Here is a 21,057-nt window from a genome sequence, read left to right as displayed (position 1 = left end):
CCGGATTGCGCCAGCCAGGCCCGCGCGTCGTTATTTCCTCGCCTTCCGGCCCCTCAGCAATGCCTCGGTGAGCGTGATCTCGGTAAACAGCGCCTGCGACGTATGGTCGTTGATCTCGCCGCTGCGAAACATGGCGCGCACGGCTTCGCGCTCGGCTTCGATGCCCGCAAATCTCATTCGAGCTCCAGCCTTCCGGCTTCACGCGCCTCGGCGCGGGCCTCATCGGCTTCGTCCGAGGCGGCGATGCGGCGCCGGTAGCCGGCGACGATGCTATCGGCGGCGGCAAGCCTGGCGCCGGGCACCTCGCCTCCCTCATCATCTGCGGCTCCGGCGATGCTCTCGATGCGCGCGATTGCCGCCTTGGCGGCGCCGACACGCGCCAGCCGCTCCTCGGCGGCGCCGGCATCCTCACCCGGCTCGACCAGCCCCCTGGCGATCGTCGGCAGAGCGAGACTGGCGAAGACCAGCGAACAGATGATGACGCCGGCGGCCAGGAAAATGACCAGATCGCGTGCCGGGAACGGCGAGCCGTCCGGCATGGCGAGCGGCAGCGACAATATGCCGGCCAGCGTGATGGCGCCGCGCACGCCGGCCACCGAACCGGCGAGCCGCACGCGCAACCCGAACGGCTCCACCTTGCGCTTGCCCAGACGTGCGGCGATGCCGGCTGCGAGATCGCCTACCCATATCCACAGGAAGCGCAACGCGATCAGGCACAGCGTCAGCGCCACGACGGTCGCGATCGGCTGGATAATCGGGTGCAGGCTCATGAGTTCCGGCGGCACATGGCGGATGATGTCGGGAAGCTGCAGGCCGAGCACGATGAAGAGAGCACCGTTGAAAACGAAGGAAAGCGTCGTCCACAGCGACATCGTCTGCATGCGGGCCGAGACGCCGAGGAAGCGAAACACGCCGGAGCCGCCGGTGAGCAGGCCGGCGGTAACAGCCGCCAGAATACCGGACGCTCCGACATGCTCGGCGCCGAGATAGGCGATGAAGGGCAGCAGAACCATCACCAGCACCTGCGCTTCGGCCGGCACGCCGCCGATCCGGTTGAGCAATTGCAGCAGCTTGGCGGCAACGAACAGTGCCGCGACGCCGATCAGGATGCCAATCGCCACGGCATAGAGAAAACTGAGCGAAGCCGCGGCAAGGGAAAAGCTGCCGGTCAGCACTGCTGCGACGGCGAAGCGGAACATGACGAGGCCTGAAGCGTCGTTGAGCAGCGACTCGCCTTCGAGAATGTGCATCAGCCGCGCCGGGACGACATTCCTGTCGACGATCGAGGACACGGCCACCGCGTCGGTCGGCGACAGCACCGCGGCAAGCGCAAAAGCGACCACCAGAGGGATGCTCGGCACTAGCCAATGCAAGGCGTAGCCGAAGCCGACGATGGTGAAGAAGACCAGCCCTATGGCCAGATCCAGGATCGGTCCGCGCAGCGCCATCAGTTCACGCTTCGGTGCGCCATAGGCATCGCCGAACAGCAGCGGCGGAATGAACACCAGCAGGAACAGCTCCGGATTGATCTCGACATGGATGCCGCGCACCGGCCACGCAAGCGCGGCACCGATCGCAATCTGCAGCACCGGCAACGGCACCCGTACCAGGCGAACCAGAGCGCCGGAAAGCGCCACGAAGACGAGCACGACCAGAATGAAGACGGCGACTTCCATGGTCCGGTTCCAGGCTTTCCGCCGACCATGCGCAAAGCCGGCCGATCCGTCCAGCCGCCCGTCCCGTGAAAAACGCCGCGACACCCAATCAATGAAAAAAGGCCGCCCTGAGAGGCGGCCCTTTTAAATAGAAATCAAATGCTTACAGCGCGGACGTGATCTGCAGCTCGTTGTTGCCATCAAGCGCGTAGACGTCGTCGCGGAACTGCACCACGCCCGGACCGGTCGACCAGGCCGAGAGATAGAGGAAGTGGACCGGCACCGGATTGGTGACCTGGATCGGCGTGTTTTCACCGGTCTTGATCGCCGCCTCGAAATGCTGGCGGTCCCAGCCGGGCGTGTCGCGCAGGATCCAGGTGACGAGGTCGCGCACATTCTGCACGCGCACGCAGCCCGAGGAATCGAAACGCAGCATCTTGCCGAACAGGCTCTGCTGCGGCGTGTCGTGCATGTAGACGCCGTCAGGGCTCGGGAAATTGATCTTCACCGAAGCCATGGCGTTTTCCGAGCCGGGATCCTGGCGGAACCGGTACTTGGCGGCGTCGTCGGTCGACCAGTCGACATTCATCGGATCGACTTCGCTGCCATCGGGCGCGAACAGGCGGATGTGGCTGTTCTTGAGATAATCGGGATTTTTCCGCATCAGCGGAATGATGTCCTTGCGCACGATCGAGACCGGCGCGTTCCAGTATGGATTGACGATGATCTCAGTGATCTTGGAATTGACGATCGGCGTCTGGCGATCGATCTTGCCGACGATCGCGGTGTGGCGAAGCACGACGCGGTCGTTCTCGACCGCTTCGACCTGGGCTGCCGGAATGTCGACCAGCACGTAGCGGCTGCCCAGCGTGCCGGCCTTCTCGCGCAGCCGCTGCAGATTGGTCTGCAACTGGCCAAGCCGGATCTGCGCCGAAACGTTCATCGCCGCATAGGTGTATTTGCCCATCGAGCCATCAGCCGGCAGGCCGTGACGCAGTTGGAAGCGCTTGACTGCCGAGTCGACATAGGAATCGAAAGCTGTCGAAATGCCGGCGCTCTGCGACAGGTCGCCCGCGACCATCAGGCGCTTGCGCAATGGCACCACATCGGGATCATCGACGCCGAGCTGCAGTTTCTTGGTCGCGGGAACCTCGACCCAGCCACCCTGCCCGACAATGTTCTGGTATTGCCCGACCGCCTGTTCCGTGAAGGCGACGGTCTGCGGGCTGAAGATCGGCAGCGTCGAGGCCACCTTGCCACCCTCGCTGGCGCGGGCGTCGAACTGGTCGTCCCAATTGCCGCGCGCCGAGGATTTCAGGATATCACCGATCACATCCTGCGCATTGGCGCCGCCGGCGACCACCGCGGCTGCGAGCGCGGAGGCTCCGGACAGGAAAAAACGACGGCTGGTTTTCATGGACGTTCCAGACATTGGTAGCAGTTCGATCACTTGCTGCGTTGATCACCGGGCGATCTCGCCCGCACTGTAAAATTGGCAATCTTAACAATTAGCCAACCATGGTCCGTATCAGCTTGGTGTGACAATGCACAGGCGCGATACGGGCTGCGGGTGAACGCATGGTCTTCACCACAGCATCACTGCCACTCTCGGTTCCATTGGAATATGGCGGCAACGTGGCCTAGCGGCCAAATCCGACCGGCCAGCATTCCGAAAAGAACGGACCGTGCTTTTTGGGTATCGATCGGCGATCGACCACGCGGTGCAATGACCAGCCAAATCAAAGAAAGGCCGATGCCTCTCGGCACCGGCCCTGACTGAAGGTCGATATTTCGGCCGCGCTTCTGTGACGCGGGCCGGATCCGATGCGGCGGATGTCTTACATCCGGTAGGCGATGGTGTCGTTCCAGAAGCGGTCGAGCCGCTGCAAAGCGCGGTTCATCTGCTTGAACTCGTCGGTGTTGATGCCGCCGACCTGTTCGATCGAGCCGACATGACGCTCATAGAGGCCGGCGACGACCTCGGCCACCTCATTGCCCTTCGGCGTCAGCGAGACACGGACCGAACGGCGGTCGATGCGCGAGCGCTGATGGTTGATGAAGCCGAGATCGACCAGCTTCTTCAGATTGTAGGAGACGTTCGAGCCGAGATAGTAGCCACGCGAGCGCAGCTCGCCGGCGGTCAGTTCGGAATTGCCGATGTTGAACAGCAGCAGTGCCTGGATGGCATTGATGTCGGAACGGCCGTTGCGGTCGAATTCGTCCTTGATCACATCAAGCAGGCGGCGGTGCAGCCGCTCAACAAGCTGCAGCGATTCCATGTACAGGGAACGGATAGCCTCACGGCGATCGTCGGATACGTTGGCGGTCTTCGCCGCCGGACGCGAATTGATCATTGTCTTTGCCTCTCGTTTGTCGCCCTGGTGATTTTTTGTTTTTCACCTTGATCGCGACACTATCGAATACTCATAAAATTCGACTTAAACGCTAGGGCTAACAAGAGCTTACCGGTAAGAGGTTTCGGAAGAGGCTTAACGAACGGTCACCCGAGCAAGAATAATTAACCTAAAGATTTCGGCAACGATTGCAGGGCTCATTCGAGGCGACAGCCGGGCCGCCAATGGGTTCAACGGCTTAGTGGCGGACCGGGCGCTTCTGCAGGTAGATGACGACACGAAAGACGATATAGAGCACCGCCACCGCCGCATGCGAGACGACAATCAGCAAGCGGTGGCCGAACAACTCGGGAAAGCCGGCGTACATGACCGTCTCGGTCACCGCGCAAATGAACCATATCACCGGGCCCCAGGACGCCAGCATCCACAGGCCGGCAGCGGCAAAGGGAAAGAACACGGCGAGCACCACCGCCGCGACCTGCCAGTGCACGGGCATCAGGTCGAAACGCCACAGTGTGCCCGGATAAAAGCCGATCAGCTTGATCCAGTAGAGAATGCCGAACAGCAGGCAGTAGCCCGATATGACGCGCTGGAACCAGGCGAAGATCACCTCCACCCCGGAGGGCTGCAGAACGATGCGCCTTGAGGTCACCTCGCTCATATCAGGAGTTCCCGTTCGCCGAGCGGAGCGAAATAGGCATCGACATCCGCTTCGCTGACCGCAGCGAGGCTTGCCGGCCGCCATTGCGGCTTCGAGCCCTTGTCGATGATGGCAGCGCGGATGCCTTCGTAGAAATCATGGCCGGCGAGCATCCGGTTGAGGATGCGGAACTCCATCTTCATGCAGGCTTCCATGGACAGCGTCAGTCCGGCGCTGATCTGCCGCCAGGCGACGCGCAGGCTGGTCGGCGAGCGGGTGCGGATCGTCGCCAGCGTCTTTGCCGCGAACTCATCGGCGGCGGCCGCACGCTCGAGGCTGTCGATGACGCGGTTCAGGGACGGTTGCGAAAAATGACGGACAATCGCCTCCAGCGTCGGCCTGTCGGTTTCTCGCCTTGCCTGCACGAAGAAGCCGCGCAGCACCGATTCCGGATCGCCGGTCAACGCCAGCCGGTCGAGGAAGCCAGCCTGGTCCTCGGCCTTGATGGTATGGGTGGCCAGCCCAGACCACAGCGCATCGCCATATCGAATGCGATTGCCGGTCAGCGCCAGATACATGCCGAAGGAGCCGCCGAGATCGGGCAGCAGGTGGCTGGCGCCAACATCCGGAAAGAAGCCGATGCCGACTTCCGGCATGGCAAACTGGGCATTCTCGGTCATCACCCGGTGCGAGCCGTGGAAGGAGATGCCGACGCCGCCACCCATGACGATACCGTCGATCAGGGCGACATAGGGCTTCTTGTAGCTGTTGATGCGGGCGTTGAGCCGGTATTCGTCGGCGAAGAACTCGACCGGCGGTTTTCCCGCCCGGCCTGTCTCATAGACATGCAGGATATCGCCGCCGGCCGAAAAGGCCCTGCCCTCTGCCTTGACGACGATGACGTCGATGCCCTGGTCGGCCTCCCAGGCGGAAAGAGCGGCATCGAGCGCCCCGATCATGCGGTGCGTCAAGGCATTGAGCGCCTGCGGCCGCGTCAAGGTGACGACGCCGGCCCGGCCCAGATGTTCGAAGCGGATCTCGTCGCCTCCGCCAAAATCCATCGTGAAAGAATCCCTCTCCCGGCCGCCGGGACTGAAGTGCTAAAGCGTGGCGCATGGGTGCGTCAATGGCGAGGACACCGGTGCAAGCTCTGGCCCGGACCAGGAGCCAGTGCTAAAAATGGAGCTGCAATACGGAAAACTGGGTAGAGTTCATTGCAGCGTACCTGGTGGGTCTTCGAACGGGACGATTGTTTATGACTCGATTTTCGCACCTTGCGCCGGTGGCAATCGGGCTGAGCCTCTGCTTGGCTGTCCACCCGGTCATGGCGGGGACTTTGGAAGACCTCTACAGCTCGCAGACCATCGTCAACGGCAAGTACGAGAAGAACCGCCAGTCCGGCTTCAAGCGCTGCCTCGACGCGGTTCTGGTGCGGGTTTCCGGCGATCAGCGCCTGCCGGCGAAACCTGAAATGACGGCATTGCGCGACAAAGCCGGCACCTTCGTCGCCAGTTTCCACTATCGCGACCGCATGGAAGGCATTCCCAACCATGACGACCAGGGCACGTACGATCGGCCTCATAATCTCTACTGCCAGTACAAGCCTGCTGACGTCGACCCGGTGCTGGCTTCGCTCGGCAGCAGGCCGTGGCTGACCGAGCGGCCACGGCTGGTGGTGTTTTTGGCGACCGAGCGCGGAACAACGCATTACGCGCTCGATGCCGAGGACGACCGTGGCATGCTGATGCGCGAATCGTTCGGCAATGCCGCCGTACCGCTGGCCATGCAGGTGACTTTTCCCACGGTGGCGCAGCTGTCGCAGGCCGGATTGGACGATCAGGCGCTTCGCAATGCCGAGATGACGAAGCTCGACACACTGGCGAAGAGGGCCGGCGCCGACCAGGCGCTTTACGGCAGCCTCGTCTGGAGCGACAAGGAACTGGGCTGGATCGCCGACTGGCGGCTGGCCATGGCCGGCAAGACCTACGTCTGGCAGGTGCGCGGTGTCGGCTTCGACGAGGCTTTCCGTGTCGCCATCAGGGGCGCGGCACAGATTCTGTCAGGCAATGGGCAACCCGAATAGGCCTCGACCCGGTCGCTGGCACAATCGTGCCGCATTGGTCAGCGGCGGGAGCTCGTGGTAAAAGCCTGCCCGAACGAGAGTACTGGCGATGAACAAATTCACCCCCGCAAAGCCCGCCGGCGCGCGCGGCGTCGACGAGATCACCGGCAGCCGCCGTCTGCGCCGCATGCGCAAGGCCGACTGGTCGCGCCGTCTGGTGCAGGAGAACCGGCTCACGGTCGACGATTTGATCTGGCCGATCTTCGTCGTCGAGGGCAAGGGTATCCGCGAGCCTATCGCCGCCATGCCCGGCGTCTTCCGCCTGTCGATCGATCTCGCCGTCAAGGAGGCAGAGCGCGCGGCAAAACTCGGCATTCCCGCCCTCGCCACCTTCCCCAATGTGGACATCTCGCTGCGCGACCAGACCGGCTCGCACATCCTCGATCCCGACAATGTGATCAACCGCGCCACCCGTGCGATCAAGGATGCGGTACCGCAGATCGGCATCATCACCGACGCAGCGCTCGACCCATTCACCAGCCACGGCCATGACGGCATCCTGCGCGACGGCATCATCGTCAACGACGAGACAGTGGAACAGGTGACCGCCGCTGCAGTCATCCAGGCGGCCGCCGGCGCCGACATCATCGCACCGTCCGACATGATGGACGGCCGCATCGGCGCCATCCGCGACGCGCTCGATGCCAATGGTTTTCAGGACGTGGCGATCATGTCCTATGCGACCAAATTCGCCTCGGCCTTCTACGGACCCTATCGCGAGGCGGTGGGCACCGCCGGTCTGCTCAAGGGCGACAAGAAGACCTATTACATCGACCATGCCAATTCGGACGAGGCGGTGAGAGAGGCCGAACAGGACATCGCCGAGGGCGCCGACATGCTGATGGTCAAGCCCGGCCTGCCCTATCTCGACATCATCCGGCGGCTGAAGGACGAGTTCCAGATGCCGACCTTCGCCTACCAGGTGTCAGGCGAATATTCGATGATCAAGGCGGCAGGCGCCAATGGCTGGATCGACGGCGAGAAGGCAATGCTGGAATCGCTGCTCGCCTTCAAGCGCGCCGGCTGCGACGGCATCCTGACCTATTTCGCACCCGAAGTGGCGGAGATGCTGAAGGGGTAATTTCTCTTCGCGACGACGGCCGGTCGCGGCGAGCAATGTCGGCCAATCCGCTTCGACATCCATACCAATTTCCGGCTCTTGGCCGGGGAATCCATAGCGAGGGCCACTTGACCGTTGCGTGGGCTTCGTTTGAGCTTGAAAATACCGCTTGCAATTCACAATCGGTTTGTTACAAAAAACTGCTTGCAAAACACAATCGGTTATCGAGGAGGCTCGCATGTCCAAACTTCGCGTCAACGCTTTCACCCTATCGCTCGACGGCTATGGCGCCGGTCCCGATCAGGATCTGCAAAATCCGCTCGGCGTCGGTGGGGAATCCTTGCACAAGTGGTTTGTCGACACCCGCACCTTCCGCGAGATGGTGCTCGGACAAGACGGCGGCACCACCGACGTCAACGAGGCGTTCGCGGCGCGCAGCTTCGAAAATGTCGGCGCCTGGATCCTCGGCCGCAACATGTTCGGACCGATCCGCGGCGAATGGCCTGACGACAGCTGGAAAGGCTGGTGGGGCGACAACCCGCCCTATCATGTGCCGGTTTTCGTGCTGACCCATCACAAGCGGGAACCGATCACGATGGAGGGCGGCACCACTTTCCACTTCGTCGTCGACGGCATCCATTCAGCTCTTGAACAGGCAAAGGCTGCCGCTGGCGGCAAGGATGTGCGGGTCGGCGGCGGCGTCGCCACCATACGGCAATATCTGCAGGAAAAACTGATCGACGAGATGCATCTGGCGATCGCGCCGCTGCTGCTGGGCACGGGCGAGAACCTTTTTGCCGGCCTGGACATGCTCAAGCTCGGCTATGTCTGCAGCGAGCAGGTGGCGACCCCGCTCGCGACGCATGTGGTGATCAAGCGGGCGTAGGTGGAGAGCCAATCTCCCCCCGCGTGGGGGAGATCGCAGCTTCGTCTGCCTCAATACTTTTCCGGCACGTAGAGCTCGCGCGGCAGCACCTGGCGCTCGTATTCGGGGTTGAAGACGCGCTCCGGCAAAGTGATCTCCTCGTGCGGCACTTCCTCGTAAGGCAGCTGCTTGAGCAGATGGTCGATGCAGTTCAGCCGCGCGCGCTTCTTGTCGTTGCCCTCGACGATGAACCAGGGCGCTTCCGGGATGTTGGTGCGGGCGAAGGTCTCTTCCTTGGCCTTGGTGTACTGCTCCCAACGCACGCGCGACTGCAGGTCCATCGGCGACAGTTTCCACTGTTTCATCGGATCGTGGATGCGCATCAGGAAGCGCATCTGCTGTTCCTCGTCGGTGATCGAGAACCAGTATTTGACCACGGTGATGCCCGAGCGGACCAGCATGCGCTCGAATTCCGGCACGTCGTGGAAGAATTCTTCGACCTGATCGGGCTGGGCAAAGCCCATCACCCGCTCGACGCCCGAGCGGTTGTACCATGAGCGGTCGAACAGCACGATCTCGCCGCCGGCCGGCAGATGCGGGACATAGCGCTGGAAATACCATTGCGACTTTTCGCGCTCCGTCGGCGCCGGCAGTGCGACGACACGGCAGATGCGCGGGTTGAGGCGCTGGGTGATGCGTTTGATGACACCGCCCTTGCCGGCCGAATCGCGTCCCTCGAAGATTACCACCAGCTTCTTCTTGTGGTGGGCGACCCAGGACTGCAGCTTGATCAATTCGGACTGCAGGGTGATCAGGTCGCGAAAATACTGCATGCGATCGATCGAAGGCGGATGCGAGTTCTTGTAGATCTTGGCGATCTCCATCGACAGCGCCGGCTCCGACATTTCGAGCTCATAGTCTTCGTCAAGCGTGTCGGCGAGCTCGGCTTCAAGCCAATCCCTGGCCGGAGAATTCTGTTTTAGCTCGGTCATTATCGGCTGCTCCACTTGCAAGCTCTGTCGATCCACGTCCGGCGCCCCAAACTCCCGGCCTACAGCCCGGGAACGGCAACACCTGAGCCGACTTCCATATAGGCCTGCAATGACGGTTTTATTGCAGCGCGAGCATGGTTACCGCCGCCGTCGGTCCAGCCAGGCATGATCGATCCGCCGCGCTGGCATGGAGACACGTCACCCAAATTGTCCTACAAATAGCGGCCACTTTCGGGCGCCCCCCCAGCCTTTTTCCAACGTAATCGCGAGGACCGACATGGAATACCGCACCCTCGGCCGTTCCGGCCTGAAAGTTTCGACACTGACCATGGGGACCATGACGTTCGGCGGCGCCGGAGCTTTTTCGGCGGTCGGCAAGACCGATCTCGACGAAGCGCGCCGGATGATCGATCTCTGTATCGACGCCGGCATCAATGTCATCGACACCGCCAATGTCTATTCGAACGGCATTTCCGAAGAAATCATCGGCGAAGCGCTCGGCGGCAAGCGCAAGGGCGACGTGCTGATCGCCTCCAAGGCACGGATGCGGATCGGCAAAGGTCCAAACGACGAAGGCCTGTCGCGCCATCACCTGATCCGGGAATGCGAGAAGAGCCTGAAGCGGCTCAAGACCGACGTCATCGACATCTATTTCCTGCACGAATGGGATGGCGTGACGCCGCTGGAGGAAACCATCGGCGCGCTCGACACGCTGGTTGCCCAGGGCAAGATCCGCTATGTCGGCTGCTCCAACTATTCCGGCTGGCAGGTGATGAAGGCGCTCGGCATCAGCGACAGCCGTCATCAGCCGCGCTTCATCACGCAGCAGATCCACTACACGCTGGAAGCGCGCGAAGCGGAGTACGAACTGCTGCCGATTTCCGTCGACCAGGGGCTGGGCGTTCTGGTCTGGAGCCCGCTTGCCGGCGGATTGCTGTCCGGCAAATACCGCCGTGACAGCCCCACCGCCCGCCAACTCGCGGGCTGGTCGGAACCACCGATCCGCGACGAGGACCGGCTGTGGCGGATCGTCGATGTGCTTGTGGAGATCGGCGCGCAGCGCGGCGTGTCGGCAGCGCAGGTGGCGCTGGCCTGGCTGCTTGGCCGGCCGTCCATCAGTTCCCTGGTGATCGGCGGCAGGACGGAAACGCAGTTCCTGGACAACATCGCGGCGGCAAGCCTGGTGCTTTCCGACGAGGAGCGCGCGCGCCTCGACGCGGTCAGCCGGCCGCCCCTGCTCTATCCCTACTGGCACCAGCAGCTGACGGCAAAGGACCGCTTTGGTGCCGCCGATCTGGTGATTGACCGAAGCGGCATCTGATCGGCAAATCGATGGCGATAGGTATCGCCGCCGCAGTGATGGGCGTGGCCCCATCATTGCGGCGCGCATCTTGCAAGCCTGGCCATCATCGACGCACTATCGCTTCAGCTGTTGTGTTTGACGGCTAATGCTCCTAGGCAGGACCAGAGCCGCGAGGCAGTGAAAAAGGAGCCGATATGGCGCGACCACCAAACTACGATCAGGAACGCAAGGAACGCGACCGCCAGAAGGCGGCCAAGAAGGCCGAGAAGCTGGCAGCCAAGGTTGCAGCGAGGGAACGTTCGAAGCCCGAAGACGAGACTGAAGCCGAAACCGAAACGGCAAAGTGACGGCAAAAGGCCCGCAGATGCGGGCCGTGCCTCAATCCGGATTGCCGCCTCGGATGTCGCCTTGTGTCAGGCCGGCGCCTTGTCGCTGACAAAGACGTCCACTTCGCGCGCCGCCGCAATGAAGGCGCGCCTGGCGTTCATCGCCGGCTTGTCGCCGGCGAGTGCGTCATGGCAGGCCTGCAGGGCCGCGCGATGCTTGGGGCTGCGCTTGCCGGGCCAGCTGTTGAGGAGGTAGTCGGAAGCCTCACGCGCCGTGCGCAAGAGCTGAGTGCTTCCCGCCGCGACTGACTTCACAGTCACAGGTGTTTCAAATCGGTTGTTTTCCATCGCCGCTCCTTACGCCATCGGCGTCTGCGAAGCGAGGGCGAAAGTGCGCACACGTCCAGACGCCGCTTTGCGCCCCTTCATCCACCTTAAGCAGCAACGACGGCAAAGCCTCTGGCGCGAAGACCGCGCCGATCGTTGGCGAGCGACGTCACCAGCCGGTCGCGGCTGCCGACGATGTGGACCGAGAGCAGGCGCGCGGCTTCATCGACGTCGCCACGGCGTGCCGCCGCCAGTATGGCGCGATGTTCGGCCCAGGCGCGGCTGAGGGCCGCTTCGTCGCGAACCTCCAGCCAGCGCGCCCGTGACAGGCGTGTCATGGCATCACGGACCGCCCGGAACAGGAATTCATTGCCCGACAGACGCGCCAGTTCGATGTGAAAATCCATGCCGACGCGATGCCATTCCTCGCGCGGCGTGTCGTTGTCGCAGGATTCGAGCATCGCCTCGATGACATCGATGGCGCTCCGGTCCGCCAGGCCGCATGTCAGGCGAACTGCCGCAACCTCGACCGCCTCCCTGTAGACGGCGATCTGCTCGAGTTCAGCCAGATTGATCGGCGACACCGTCCAGCCGCGCCCGTCCCTGCCGACCAGCCCCTCGGTCTCGAGCCGCAGAAGTGCTGCCCTGACCGGGGTTCGCGATGCACCGAAACGGCTCTCGATCCAGCGCTCGGTCAGCTTTTCGCCGGGACCGATCTCGAGGCCCAGGATCATCTGCCGAAGCTGTTTTTCCACGCTGTGCATCTGCGACATTGTCGTTTCCATCTTTTGGCCGTTTGCGATCGTTTTGCCGATCACGTTCGACAGGCTGCATTGACAGCGGCCAGCCTTGCGTCCATGACGTGCACCATCTTGGTATCCCAAATTGGTATCCGCAGCAAGCATCGATAAAAGAGTTGCTGGGACAGGACACACGACATGCAGCAGAGCACGCCCCCGGCGACCGACAGCACCTACAACATCCACTGGCGGCGCAATCTGTTCGTGTGCTTCGCCGGTTCGTTTTCGACGCTTGTCGCCATGACGCTGCTTCTGCCGTTCCTGCCGCTCTATATCGAGCAGCTGGGTGCCGAGGGTCACGCGGCGATCGTGCAATGGTCGGGGATTGCCTATGGCGCGACGTTCTTCGCGGCGGCGCTGGTGGCGCCGCTCTGGGGACGTCTCGGCGACCGCTATGGCCGCAAGGTGATGCTGGTTCGCGCCAGCTTCGGCATGGCCATATGCATGTCGCTGACCGGCATGGTGCAGACGGTCTGGCAGCTGGTGCTGCTGCGGCTGCTCATCGGCTTTGCCGGCGGCTACTCCTCGGGATCGACCATCCTCGTCGCCATGCAGACACCCAAGGAGCGTTCCGGCTGGGCGCTGGGCCTGCTGTCGGCCGGCATCACGGGCGGGGCTCTGGTCGGCCCGCTGGTTGGCGGCGCCCTGCCGCCGCTGATCGGCATCCGCGCCACCTTTCTCCTCTCCGGCGGCGTCATCTTCCTGGCATTCCTGGCGACCACGTTTCTGATCAAGGAGAATCCCCGGCCGAAAACAGCAGACGCCGGAGCGACGCAGAAGCGGAAAGGCGGCTGGTCACAAATCCCCGACAAACGGCCTGTTGTCGCCATGCTGGCGACCGGCATGCTGTTGAGCTTCGCCACCATGTCGATCGAGCCGATCATCACCGTCTATGTGCAGCAGCTCATCGAGGACCAGAGCCGCGTCACGCTGATATCAGGCGTCGTCATGTCGGCGGCGGCCCTTGGCGCCATCCTGTCGGCCTCGCGCCTCGGCAAGCTCGCCGACCGCGTCGGCCACTGGAACGTCATCATCGGCGCGCTTGCCGTCTCGGCGCTGCTGCTGATCCCGCAGGCCTTCGTCACACAGAGCTGGCAACTCATCGGCCTGCGCTTCCTGATGGGTCTGGCGCTGGGCGGGCTGTTGCCCTGCATCACCAGCGTGATCCGCCACAATGTTCCCGATGGGGTCGGCGGCAATGTGCTCGGGCTGTCGATCTCCGCCCAATATGTCGGGCAAGTCGCCGGTCCCTTGCTCGGCGGCTTTGCCGGTGGTCATTTCGGCATGCGCTCGGTGTTTCTAGGCACGTCCATCTTGATGGCCGGCGGCGCGGTGTATAACTGGCTGGCACAGTCACGCCGCGAGCAGGACATGGTTGCCAACCCCGGCAAGCCCTGACGGGGTTGGGCGTCACAGGGCCCCAAATATGAGCACAGCCGAACGACCTTCCGACAACAGCAGCCGTATCCTCGTCCTGGCCGGGGGCTTCTGCGGTGCTGCCGGCGTGGCGCTGTCGGCCGCGGCAGCGCATCTCGGCGGCGCCTTCGTTGGCACCGCCGCATCGTTCCTGCTGATGCATGCGCCGGTCTTCCTTGCCGCCGGATTGCTTGGCGCGAACCGGATCCTGCGCATCGGCAGCCTGATCCTGCTGGTTGGGCTTCTGCTGTTCTGCGGCGATCTGCTGGCCCGCGATTTTCTGGGCTCGCGGCTATTCCCGCTGTCGGCGCCGATCGGCGGCACGCTGCTCATTGCCGGCTGGCTGGCGATCGCTGCCTCGGCGCTGGTGCGCGTGCGGTCCTGACGCCCGCCGGCACCAAACGTCGAGCGTGGCGGCTAATCCTGCCGGCGCTCGGGCTTGATAAGCAATTCGCGATTGCGCCGCCGCAGCTTGGCCAACCAATGCCCTTGCGGCTTTTTGGAAGCCGGCGCGATACCCCAATAGTTGCGGTAGATGTCTTCAAATAGATAGCTCACGGGATGCATGATGTGCGCTCCTTTCAGCGCTTGAATCGATCCAATCGAGAGGTGCGAAAAACCGACCCCGATCAGCTCCGCTTGCGCTCCACAAGGAACCGCAACTCGCGGACCCATGGGCTGGTTTTGCCGCGGCGCTTCTGCGTCGCGGTGTTCGACGAGATGCTCCAGTCGTTGCGGTAAATGTCTTCGAACAGAAAATTGACGGGATGCATGACACAACTCCCTACTTGATGTTGAATCGATCCAATTCCGCCAGCAGGCGTTTCCTTGGATCGATTCAAACATAGGCCCTATCGAAGCCTCGATCAAGCCAAAATTTGAACCGATCCAACGAAAGTGTTAAATGGGAAGAATTCAGGAGACGAAGATGGCGCCACTTATCTCTGCAAAGACAAGACCGGTCCGGCTGGCGGACATTGCCAAGGCAGCCGGCGTGTCGCACGGCACCGCGTCCAACGTCTTCGCCCGTCCGGAGATCGTGCGCGAGGAGGTCCGTGAACGGGTCAAGGCGGCAGCCGAGGCCATGGGATATGGCGGACCGGATCCCAAGGGCCGGCTGCTGCGCGCCGGCAAGGTCAATGCCATCGGTGTCGCGACCGCGGAACCCCTCTCCTATTTCTTCGACGATCCCTTTGCCCGGGTGATGATGGCCAGCATCTCGCAGGCTTGTGACGCGACCGGTGCGGGGATTTCGCTGGTCTCCGCCGTCAATGGGGAGCAGCTCGCGTGGAACATCCAGAGTGCGCTGGTCGATGGCTTCATCGTCTTCTGTGTCGATGGCGGCTCAAAGCTGGTCCAACTGGCGCGCGAACGCAAGCTCCCCTTTGTGGCGCTCGATCTCGATTCGGACGACGACGATGCGGTCGCGGCGATCGGCGTCGACAACATCGCCGGTGCCGGCCTGGCGGCCCGCCACCTGACCGAACTCGGACATCGCCGCTTTGCCGTGCTTACCCTGCCCTGTGCCGACGCAGGCTTCGGCCCTACCACAAGGGAGCAGGTGGAAATGGCCCTCTATTCCGCTACGCGGGACCGCTTGCGTGGCTATTTCGCGGAACTCTCCCGCGTCGACATCGACGTCTCGCGTGTGCCGATCTACGAGACCGTCAATGACGAGAAGAGCGTGTGGGCCGGCCTCGAACATATTTTCGCCGGTGCCGAGGTGCCGACAGCCGTCCTGGCGATGTCGGACAGGATGGCGCTCCATGCGCTGGACTGGCTGCGGCAGCACGACATTGCGGTACCGGGCGATGTTTCTGTCGTCGGCTTCGACGGTGTTCCGGAAGGGGCGGTTTCCAAGCCGCCGCTGACCACGATCGTCCAGCCGATCGCCGAGATGGGCCGCCTTGCCGTCAAGGCGATCCTTGAAAATGATGGTTCGTTCAGCCGGCAATCGCTGCCGGTCGAACTCGTGGTGCGGGCCTCATCCGGCCCCTCGCCCACCTGAGCTCAACGGCCCATTCTTGTCGCCATGCCCGGCATCGCGAAGGATGCAGCATGGACGGGCGATGCGGCGCTGTGAGCCGGCCTGCTTTTGGCGGACCAGCCAAGGCCCGATAGCCATTCGAGATAGTAGGCGAGCGCGAACTGCATGACGATGCCGGCCGATATCAACAGACTGTCATAGGCAAATCCGCCCGGATTGATCAGCTTCAGCACCTGCGCCGCCATTGCAAGCACCGTGCCGGCAATGAAAACCGGCAGCGATCGTTTGCCCAATATGGCAAGCGGATGATCGCGCCCGGTGCGAAACAGATTCGAGATCGCCGGGAATGCCACGATCAGGTAGCTCACTGCGAGTATATGCAGGAGCCTCGGCAGCGACAGGAACGTCTTGTCGAAACCGGTCAGCACCGGAGGCAGGCCAAACCAGGAGATATGCCCCCAGAGCGGGCTGTGCACCCAGACCAGGGCCACAACGGTGTAGGCCAAGGCCGCCCCAACCAGCCAGCGATTGACCGGGATGGTGCCGCCGCGACGCACATGCAGCGTGCCCGCCAGGCCGATGTTGAAAAGGAACTGCCACGACAGCGGGTTGAGAAACCAGAAGCCGGGCTCGGGGTAGTTGGGCGGAGCAATCTGATAAATCCCCGCGACCAGCCACAGGGCGCCGGATGCCACCAGTGCCAGGACCGGCCGATAGCTGACAATGAGCAGGAACAGCGGCGCCAGCAAGAGCAGCACCGCATAGACGGGCAGGATGTTGTTGTAGCCGAGCTGGTGGCCGAGCGTCACGATGCCGATCAGCACCTGCGGCGTATTCTTGATCAACGGCTCGATGTTGATCATCGTCAAAAGCTCCGGCCGCCTGGCAAACACCGCCGCAGCGCAGAAAATGGCCATCACCACCATGGTGGTGACGATGTGGGTGGCATAAAGCACACCGGCGCGGCGCAACATCTTCAAAGTTGCCAGCAGCCGGTTTCCAGGCTGGAATTTCTTGCCGTAGGCGAGCGCGACCGAGATTCCCGAGATCAGCACGAAGACCTCCGCCGCATCCGAAAAGCCGAAATTCTTGTATGTCAGATACTCGAAGGCGGTACCCGGCACATGGTCGACATAGATGGTCAACAAGGCGAGAGCACGGATCACATCGATGCGCGTGTCGCGCTCAGTGCGGTCCGGGACACGCGCCTCGCGGTCTGGGACACGCGCATCGCGGTCCGGGGAAATCTGGGTGGTCATCGACAAAAAGGCCTCAAAGCTGGTTGTTCATACCGGCAATGCGACCCCCGGCGCACCGCTTCGATTCCTCCCGAAGGATGTTATCGGCGGAGAAACGGACTGTAATGCGCCCGGTTCAATCAACTTTCGCGGAGCTTGAAAATATTGCGTTTTGAAGCCGGCAAATTGAGCGAAACGTCATATAATCAAGAGGATGGTCGATGATCGACGAGACCTCACAAGATGGTGCGTTGCGGCGTGATCTCGCCTTCCACTACCGGCTTTACGGCGCGGCGGATTCAACGGGCGACTGCTTCTTCCTGCTGCATGGGTCGGGTGTCGACGAGACGACATTGGTGCCGCTGGCGCGAGAGATCGCACCGCGTGCCACGCTCATCGCGGTGCGTGGCCGCGTTGTCCAGGAGGATGGTTTCCGCTGGTTCGCGCGGATCACGCCGACGCGCTTCGAACAGGCGAGCATCCGCACCGAAACCGAGACCTTTGCGGGCTTCGTCGCTGACGCGGCCACACGCCATTATCTCGACCTCTCGCGCACAATTTTCCTCGGCTATTCGAACGGCGCCAATCTGGTTTCGAGCCTGATGCTGCTGCATCCGGGCCTTGTCGAACGCGCCGCGCTGCTGCGACCGATGCCGGTGCTCGATGATGTGCCGGCGACGGATCTGTCAAAGGTGCGGGTGCTGATGATCGCCGGCGCCGCCGACCTCACCTATGCGTCTTTCGCCCCTGCTCTGGTGACATTGCTCAGTCGGCATGGCGCCGAGATCGACGCCAGGATTGTCCCGTCAGGTCATGAATTCGGCAGCGCCGACGCGGCAATCGTCAGGCAATGGCTGGCGGGACCGGCGGCGGTGGCGCAGGCAGGCTGACAGGCTCGCCGCCACGACCAGCCGGCCTACCCTCTTCCCATCCGGTTCCAGGCATCCAGCCCAGCGATCTTGTAGGCTTCGGCGAGCGTCGGATAGTTGAAGGTGTTGTTGACGAAGAAGTCGACGGTGCCGCCGAGATTGATCACCGCCTGGCCGATGTGGATGAGCTCGGTGGCGCCCTCGCCGATGATGTGCGCGCCGAGCAGACGGCGCGTTTCGATCGAAAACAGCAGCTTCAGGAAGCCGGTGTTGACACCCATGATGTGGCCGCGCGAGGTCTCGCGAAAACGCGCCACGCCGACCTCGTAGGCCGCACCGCTCTCACGCACCTGTTCTTCGGACTGGCCGACCGTCGAGATTTCCGGCACCGCATAGATGCCATAGGGGAAGGTTTCCGGCGGCGGCGGCAAAGGCACTCCAAAGGCATGGCAGGCGGCCACCCTGCCCTGCTCCATCGAAGTCGAGGCCAGGCTCGGAAAGCCGATGACGTCGCCGGCGGCATAGATGTTGGGCACGCTGGTCTGGAAGGATTGCGGATCGACCTTGATGCGCCCTCTGGAGTCGGCGTCGATGCCGACAATATCCAGGCCCAGGCTGCCGACATTGCCGGTGCGACCGGCGGCGTAGAGCACAACCTCGGAACGGATGGTGCGGCCATCGGCCAGTTCCACTTCGGCGGCGTCCGGCTTGGAGCGGATCTCCTTCACCGCGCTGCCCAGCCGGATGGTCATGCCGCGATCGCGCATCTGGTGGATGAAATCGTCGACGATCTCGCGGTCGACGAAATCGAGGATGGAGTTGCGCGGCTCGACCAAGGTTACCGGCACGTCGAGCGCGGAAAAGATCGTCGCATATTCGACGCCGATGACGCCGGCGCCGATCACGGTCAGCGTGCGCGGCAAGCGATCAAGCTCCAGCATCTCGTCGCTGTCGAAGACGCGGGTCTGGTCGAAAGGCACGTCGCGCGGGCGGTGCGGCCTGGTGCCGACCGCTATCAGCGCATTGGTAAAACCGACCTCGCTGTAATCGCCGGTGTCTGATGTCAGGCTGACCTTGTTGGGGCCAAGGAATTTCACCGCGGCGCGAGCGCTCTTGACCGTGTTGCGCATGAACTGGTGCTGCAGCACCTCGACCTCATGGTCGAGCGTCTTGTGCAGGCGCTCGACCAGATCGCCGACCGAGATATCCTGCTTGACCCGGTAGCCGCGCCCGTAGAAGCCGCGCTCGCGCCAGCCCGAAAGATTGAGCACCGTTTCGCGCAGCGTTTTCGATGGGATGGTGCCGGTATGCACCGAGACACCGCCCAGACGCCGGCCGCGGTCGACCACCAGCACGGACTTGCCGAGCTTGGCCGACTGCACCGCGGCACGGCGGCCGGAAGGTCCGCTGCCGATGACCAGCATGTCGTAGTCCATATTGCCCCGTCCCCTGTGCGCTCTGCTGCGCCGCAACAAGCTAATGCTATCCGCGCCGCAAATTCAACCAGTTCACATCGGGCCCGACGCCATCGAAGCTGGAGCACCGCTGGAAGCGCGATCTTGATTCCGCCACAGGCCTTCACCATTTCATGGCTGAGCGGTCCGCACCCTATGTCGGACCTTGTTACGAGGAAATGACATGAACGCGCGCGTTCTCGACGGCGAACTCATCACCAGCAGGCTCGACGATGTCAGGGCCTATGACGGCGTGCGCACGAAGCGCATCCTCGCCTTCATGATCGACTATGTCATCGTCGCGCTGCTCACCATCCCGTTTGCCATTCTGGTGTTCTTCCTCGGGCTTTTGACCCTCGGGCTTGGCTGGATGCTGTTCGGCATCCTGTTGCCGACTGTGGCCATCCTCTACATCTGGAACACGCTGGGCAGCACCGATCAGGCCACCACGGGCATGAAGATGATGGGCATCCGGCTCGATCGGCTCGATGGCAGGCCGATCGACGGCCTCACCGCGGTTGTCCATTCGGTGCTGTTCTGGGCCGGCAATGTCATCCTGTCGCCGCTTGTCCTGCTGGTGACGCTGTTTTCCGACCGCAAACGCACCTTGCACGATCTTTTGCTTGGCACGGTCGTCAGCCGCACCGACCGCTGAAACGGCCCTCTGAAGAGCAGTCGCAACCGATTGAGCACAAATGTGAAGGCGTCGAGTCGACCGCGCCCACATAATCCTGTTGAATTTTTCGCCATCCGCGCCAAAGGTAGAGCGATTCGAAGGAGTGTTTCCAAGGCTCGATGACGCAACATCCGACCCAGTCGCCGCAGTTCTTCCTGACCGCGCCGTCGCCGTGCCCCTATCTCGACGGCCAGTTCGAGCGCAAGGTGTTCACGCACCTGGTTGGCGACAAGGCGGCGGAGATGAACGACCTCTTGACGCAAGGCGGCTTCCGGCGCTCGCAGAACATCGCCTACAGGCCGGCCTGCGAGACCTGCCGCGCCTGCGTTTCGGTACGCATCCTCGCCCAGGAATTCGTCGCCAGCCGCAACATGAAGCGCGTGCTGCAGCACAATTCCGATCTCGTCGGCTACATGCACAATGCCGAGCCCTCGACCGAACAATATTCCCTGTTCCGCAGCTATCTCGACGCCCGCCACCGCCGTGGCGGCATGTCCGACATGACGGTGCTCGACTATGCGATGATGGTCGAGGATACCCATGTCGACACCAAGGTGATCGAGTATCGGCGGCGTGGACCCGACACGTTCATCACCGGCAAAGGACAGGGCGAGCTGATCGCGGTGGCGCTCACCGACAAGATGGCCGACGGCCTGTCGATGGTCTACTCCTACTTCAATCCCGATTTCGAGGAGCGGTCGCTCGGCACGTTCATGATCCTCGACCACATCGCCCGCGCCAGGGCGATGGGCCTGCCCCATGTCTATCTCGGCTACTGGGTCAACGGCTCGCGCAAGATGAATTATAAGATGCGCTTCATGCCGCAGGAGCATCTCGGCCCCAAGGGCTGGGAGCGCTACACCAACGAAGCGGTTTCACGCTGAGCTTTTCCAAGGTCCGCCTTTAAACTGTTTCAAGGCAGGGGATGCTGGTCTTTCAGCCGGTTGGCTGGAGAGAGTGCGCCATTGCACCG

The 21,057-nt window shown here is 62.7% G+C and carries 21 protein-coding genes and 1 pseudogene; 11 read left to right on the top strand and 11 right to left on the bottom strand.

Going from position 1 to position 21,057, the window contains the following annotated elements:
* Nucleotides 1-30: 30 nt before the first annotated feature.
* The 5 genes and pseudogenes from AC0L2D_RS13740 to AC0L2D_RS13720 all read right to left on the bottom strand — a co-directional run bounded on the left by AC0L2D_RS13740 (nucleotide 31) and on the right by AC0L2D_RS13720 (nucleotide 5,710).
* Nucleotides 31-1,676, bottom strand: a pseudogene (locus AC0L2D_RS13740) (Na+/H+ antiporter).
* 142 nt (nucleotides 1,677-1,818) lie between these two features.
* The gene (locus AC0L2D_RS13735) at nucleotides 1,819-3,072 is read right to left on the bottom strand and encodes a L,D-transpeptidase family protein (RefSeq protein ID WP_127366821.1); all 1,254 of its coding nucleotides are present in this window, start codon (nucleotides 3,070-3,072) and stop codon (nucleotides 1,819-1,821) included.
* 421 nt (nucleotides 3,073-3,493) lie between these two features.
* The gene (gene ldtR, locus AC0L2D_RS13730) at nucleotides 3,494-4,009 is read right to left on the bottom strand and encodes a transcriptional regulator LdtR (RefSeq protein WP_008875359.1); all 516 of its coding nucleotides are present in this window, start codon (nucleotides 4,007-4,009) and stop codon (nucleotides 3,494-3,496) included.
* Nucleotides 4,010-4,247: 238 nt separating this feature from the next.
* Nucleotides 4,248-4,670 carry a DUF6163 family protein gene (locus AC0L2D_RS13725; RefSeq protein ID WP_013532255.1) on the bottom strand — a complete coding sequence of 141 codons (423 nt, stop codon included), beginning with the start codon at nucleotides 4,668-4,670 and terminating at the stop codon, nucleotides 4,248-4,250.
* The gene (locus AC0L2D_RS13720; RefSeq protein WP_013532256.1) at nucleotides 4,667-5,710 is read right to left on the bottom strand and encodes an enoyl-CoA hydratase/isomerase family protein; all 1,044 of its coding nucleotides are present in this window, start codon (nucleotides 5,708-5,710) and stop codon (nucleotides 4,667-4,669) included. Before AC0L2D_RS13720 ends, AC0L2D_RS13725 begins: the two co-directional genes overlap by 4 nt.
* Nucleotides 5,711-5,904: 194 nt before the next feature.
* Here AC0L2D_RS13720 and AC0L2D_RS13715 point away from each other — a divergent pair, with 194 nt between their 5' ends.
* From AC0L2D_RS13715 to AC0L2D_RS13705, 3 genes are all read left to right on the top strand, one after another.
* Nucleotides 5,905-6,732 carry a DUF2066 domain-containing protein gene (locus AC0L2D_RS13715; protein WP_473541337.1) on the top strand — a complete coding sequence of 276 codons (828 nt, stop codon included), beginning with the start codon at nucleotides 5,905-5,907 and terminating at the stop codon, nucleotides 6,730-6,732.
* Nucleotides 6,733-6,820: 88 nt separating this feature from the next.
* Nucleotides 6,821-7,852 carry a porphobilinogen synthase gene (gene hemB, locus AC0L2D_RS13710; protein WP_013532258.1) on the top strand — a complete coding sequence of 344 codons (1,032 nt, stop codon included), beginning with the start codon at nucleotides 6,821-6,823 and terminating at the stop codon, nucleotides 7,850-7,852.
* 217 nt (nucleotides 7,853-8,069) lie between these two features.
* Complete coding sequence (locus AC0L2D_RS13705) at nucleotides 8,070-8,717, top strand: dihydrofolate reductase family protein (RefSeq protein ID WP_127367368.1); 648 nt, start codon at nucleotides 8,070-8,072, stop codon at nucleotides 8,715-8,717.
* 50 nt (nucleotides 8,718-8,767) lie between these two features.
* Here the strand turns inward: AC0L2D_RS13705 and ppk2 are convergent, their stop codons facing one another.
* Nucleotides 8,768-9,688 (bottom strand): polyphosphate kinase 2, encoded by a 921-nt coding sequence (gene ppk2, locus AC0L2D_RS13700; protein ID WP_013532260.1) that lies wholly within the window; start codon nucleotides 9,686-9,688, stop codon nucleotides 8,768-8,770.
* A gap of 277 nt (nucleotides 9,689-9,965) precedes the next feature.
* Between ppk2 and AC0L2D_RS13695 the strand changes: the two genes are divergently transcribed.
* Nucleotides 9,966-11,009, top strand: coding sequence for an aldo/keto reductase (locus tag AC0L2D_RS13695; RefSeq protein WP_013532261.1), 1,044 nt, complete (start codon nucleotides 9,966-9,968; stop codon nucleotides 11,007-11,009).
* A gap of 176 nt (nucleotides 11,010-11,185) precedes the next feature.
* The gene (locus tag AC0L2D_RS13690) at nucleotides 11,186-11,338 is read left to right on the top strand and encodes a hypothetical protein (RefSeq protein ID WP_013532262.1); all 153 of its coding nucleotides are present in this window, start codon (nucleotides 11,186-11,188) and stop codon (nucleotides 11,336-11,338) included.
* Between the two features lie 66 nt (nucleotides 11,339-11,404).
* Here the strand turns inward: AC0L2D_RS13690 and AC0L2D_RS13685 are convergent, their stop codons facing one another.
* Complete coding sequence (locus tag AC0L2D_RS13685) at nucleotides 11,405-11,638, bottom strand: DUF982 domain-containing protein (RefSeq protein WP_244506945.1); 234 nt, start codon at nucleotides 11,636-11,638, stop codon at nucleotides 11,405-11,407.
* A gap of 113 nt (nucleotides 11,639-11,751) precedes the next feature.
* Complete coding sequence (locus AC0L2D_RS13680; protein ID WP_027162432.1) at nucleotides 11,752-12,417, bottom strand: GntR family transcriptional regulator; 666 nt, start codon at nucleotides 12,415-12,417, stop codon at nucleotides 11,752-11,754.
* A 165-nt stretch (nucleotides 12,418-12,582) separates the two neighbouring features.
* On the opposite strand from AC0L2D_RS13680, the gene AC0L2D_RS13675 reads away from it, so the two are divergent.
* Together AC0L2D_RS13675 and AC0L2D_RS13670 are read left to right on the top strand one after the other, a co-directional pair.
* Nucleotides 12,583-13,842, top strand: a complete 1,260-nt coding sequence (locus tag AC0L2D_RS13675) for a multidrug efflux MFS transporter (RefSeq protein WP_063171892.1) — start codon at nucleotides 12,583-12,585, stop codon at nucleotides 13,840-13,842.
* A gap of 28 nt (nucleotides 13,843-13,870) precedes the next feature.
* Entirely contained in the window at nucleotides 13,871-14,245 is a 375-nt protein-coding gene (locus AC0L2D_RS13670) for a DUF423 domain-containing protein (protein ID WP_473541336.1), read from the top strand.
* A gap of 32 nt (nucleotides 14,246-14,277) precedes the next feature.
* On the opposite strand, the gene AC0L2D_RS13665 is transcribed toward AC0L2D_RS13670, so the two are convergent.
* A complete protein-coding gene (locus AC0L2D_RS13665) occupies nucleotides 14,278-14,706 on the bottom strand; it encodes a hypothetical protein (RefSeq protein ID WP_473541335.1) in 429 nt (142 codons plus the stop codon).
* A gap of 82 nt (nucleotides 14,707-14,788) precedes the next feature.
* Here AC0L2D_RS13665 and AC0L2D_RS13660 point away from each other — a divergent pair, with 82 nt between their 5' ends.
* Nucleotides 14,789-15,868, top strand: a complete 1,080-nt coding sequence (locus tag AC0L2D_RS13660) for a LacI family DNA-binding transcriptional regulator (protein WP_473541334.1) — start codon at nucleotides 14,789-14,791, stop codon at nucleotides 15,866-15,868.
* A gap of 2 nt (nucleotides 15,869-15,870) precedes the next feature.
* Here the strand turns inward: AC0L2D_RS13660 and AC0L2D_RS13655 are convergent, their stop codons facing one another.
* Nucleotides 15,871-17,106 (bottom strand): OpgC family protein, encoded by a 1,236-nt coding sequence (locus AC0L2D_RS13655; RefSeq protein ID WP_024504692.1) that lies wholly within the window; start codon nucleotides 17,104-17,106, stop codon nucleotides 15,871-15,873.
* Between the two features lie 200 nt (nucleotides 17,107-17,306).
* On the opposite strand from AC0L2D_RS13655, the gene AC0L2D_RS13650 reads away from it, so the two are divergent.
* Nucleotides 17,307-17,975 (top strand): alpha/beta hydrolase, encoded by a 669-nt coding sequence (locus tag AC0L2D_RS13650; protein WP_473541333.1) that lies wholly within the window; start codon nucleotides 17,307-17,309, stop codon nucleotides 17,973-17,975.
* Nucleotides 17,976-18,001: 26 nt separating this feature from the next.
* On the opposite strand, the gene sthA is transcribed toward AC0L2D_RS13650, so the two are convergent.
* Nucleotides 18,002-19,390 carry a Si-specific NAD(P)(+) transhydrogenase gene (gene sthA, locus AC0L2D_RS13645; RefSeq protein ID WP_473541332.1) on the bottom strand — a complete coding sequence of 463 codons (1,389 nt, stop codon included), beginning with the start codon at nucleotides 19,388-19,390 and terminating at the stop codon, nucleotides 18,002-18,004.
* Between the two features lie 202 nt (nucleotides 19,391-19,592).
* Here sthA and AC0L2D_RS13640 point away from each other — a divergent pair, with 202 nt between their 5' ends.
* Both AC0L2D_RS13640 and AC0L2D_RS13635 read left to right on the top strand, forming a co-directional pair.
* On the top strand, nucleotides 19,593-20,063 hold the full coding sequence (locus tag AC0L2D_RS13640; protein WP_027162437.1) for an RDD family protein: 471 nt from the start codon (nucleotides 19,593-19,595) through the stop codon (nucleotides 20,061-20,063).
* A gap of 140 nt (nucleotides 20,064-20,203) precedes the next feature.
* Complete coding sequence (locus tag AC0L2D_RS13635) at nucleotides 20,204-20,968, top strand: arginyltransferase (protein ID WP_013532274.1); 765 nt, start codon at nucleotides 20,204-20,206, stop codon at nucleotides 20,966-20,968.
* Nucleotides 20,969-21,057 lie beyond the last annotated feature (89 nt).

The organism is Mesorhizobium sp. WSM4833 (genome assembly GCF_055811095.1).
Note: the sequence above shows the minus strand (reverse complement) of the source record. Positions and strands in the feature narration are given on the sequence as shown.

Coding starts and splice junctions, on each gene's coding strand:
- AC0L2D_RS13735 (WP_127366821.1), bottom strand. CDS start 3,072: ATGAAAACCAGCCGTCGTTTTTTCCTGTCCGGAGCCTCCGCGCTCGCA.
- ldtR (WP_008875359.1), bottom strand. CDS start 4,009: ATGATCAATTCGCGTCCGGCGGCGAAGACCGCCAACGTATCCGACGAT.
- AC0L2D_RS13725 (WP_013532255.1), bottom strand. CDS start 4,670: ATGAGCGAGGTGACCTCAAGGCGCATCGTTCTGCAGCCCTCCGGGGTG.
- AC0L2D_RS13720 (WP_013532256.1), bottom strand. CDS start 5,710: ATGGATTTTGGCGGAGGCGACGAGATCCGCTTCGAACATCTGGGCCGG.
- AC0L2D_RS13715 (WP_473541337.1), top strand. CDS start 5,905: ATGACTCGATTTTCGCACCTTGCGCCGGTGGCAATCGGGCTGAGCCTC.
- hemB (WP_013532258.1), top strand. CDS start 6,821: ATGAACAAATTCACCCCCGCAAAGCCCGCCGGCGCGCGCGGCGTCGAC.
- AC0L2D_RS13705 (WP_127367368.1), top strand. CDS start 8,070: ATGTCCAAACTTCGCGTCAACGCTTTCACCCTATCGCTCGACGGCTAT.
- ppk2 (WP_013532260.1), bottom strand. CDS start 9,688: ATGACCGAGCTAAAACAGAATTCTCCGGCCAGGGATTGGCTTGAAGCC.
- AC0L2D_RS13695 (WP_013532261.1), top strand. CDS start 9,966: ATGGAATACCGCACCCTCGGCCGTTCCGGCCTGAAAGTTTCGACACTG.
- AC0L2D_RS13690 (WP_013532262.1), top strand. CDS start 11,186: ATGGCGCGACCACCAAACTACGATCAGGAACGCAAGGAACGCGACCGC.
- AC0L2D_RS13680 (WP_027162432.1), bottom strand. CDS start 12,417: ATGTCGCAGATGCACAGCGTGGAAAAACAGCTTCGGCAGATGATCCTG.
- AC0L2D_RS13675 (WP_063171892.1), top strand. CDS start 12,583: ATGCAGCAGAGCACGCCCCCGGCGACCGACAGCACCTACAACATCCAC.
- AC0L2D_RS13670 (WP_473541336.1), top strand. CDS start 13,871: ATGAGCACAGCCGAACGACCTTCCGACAACAGCAGCCGTATCCTCGTC.
- AC0L2D_RS13665 (WP_473541335.1), bottom strand. CDS start 14,706: ATGTTTGAATCGATCCAAGGAAACGCCTGCTGGCGGAATTGGATCGAT.
- AC0L2D_RS13660 (WP_473541334.1), top strand. CDS start 14,789: ATGGCGCCACTTATCTCTGCAAAGACAAGACCGGTCCGGCTGGCGGAC.
- AC0L2D_RS13655 (WP_024504692.1), bottom strand. CDS start 17,106: ATGACCACCCAGATTTCCCCGGACCGCGATGCGCGTGTCCCAGACCGC.
- AC0L2D_RS13650 (WP_473541333.1), top strand. CDS start 17,307: ATGATCGACGAGACCTCACAAGATGGTGCGTTGCGGCGTGATCTCGCC.
- sthA (WP_473541332.1), bottom strand. CDS start 19,390: ATGGACTACGACATGCTGGTCATCGGCAGCGGACCTTCCGGCCGCCGT.
- AC0L2D_RS13640 (WP_027162437.1), top strand. CDS start 19,593: ATGAACGCGCGCGTTCTCGACGGCGAACTCATCACCAGCAGGCTCGAC.
- AC0L2D_RS13635 (WP_013532274.1), top strand. CDS start 20,204: ATGACGCAACATCCGACCCAGTCGCCGCAGTTCTTCCTGACCGCGCCG.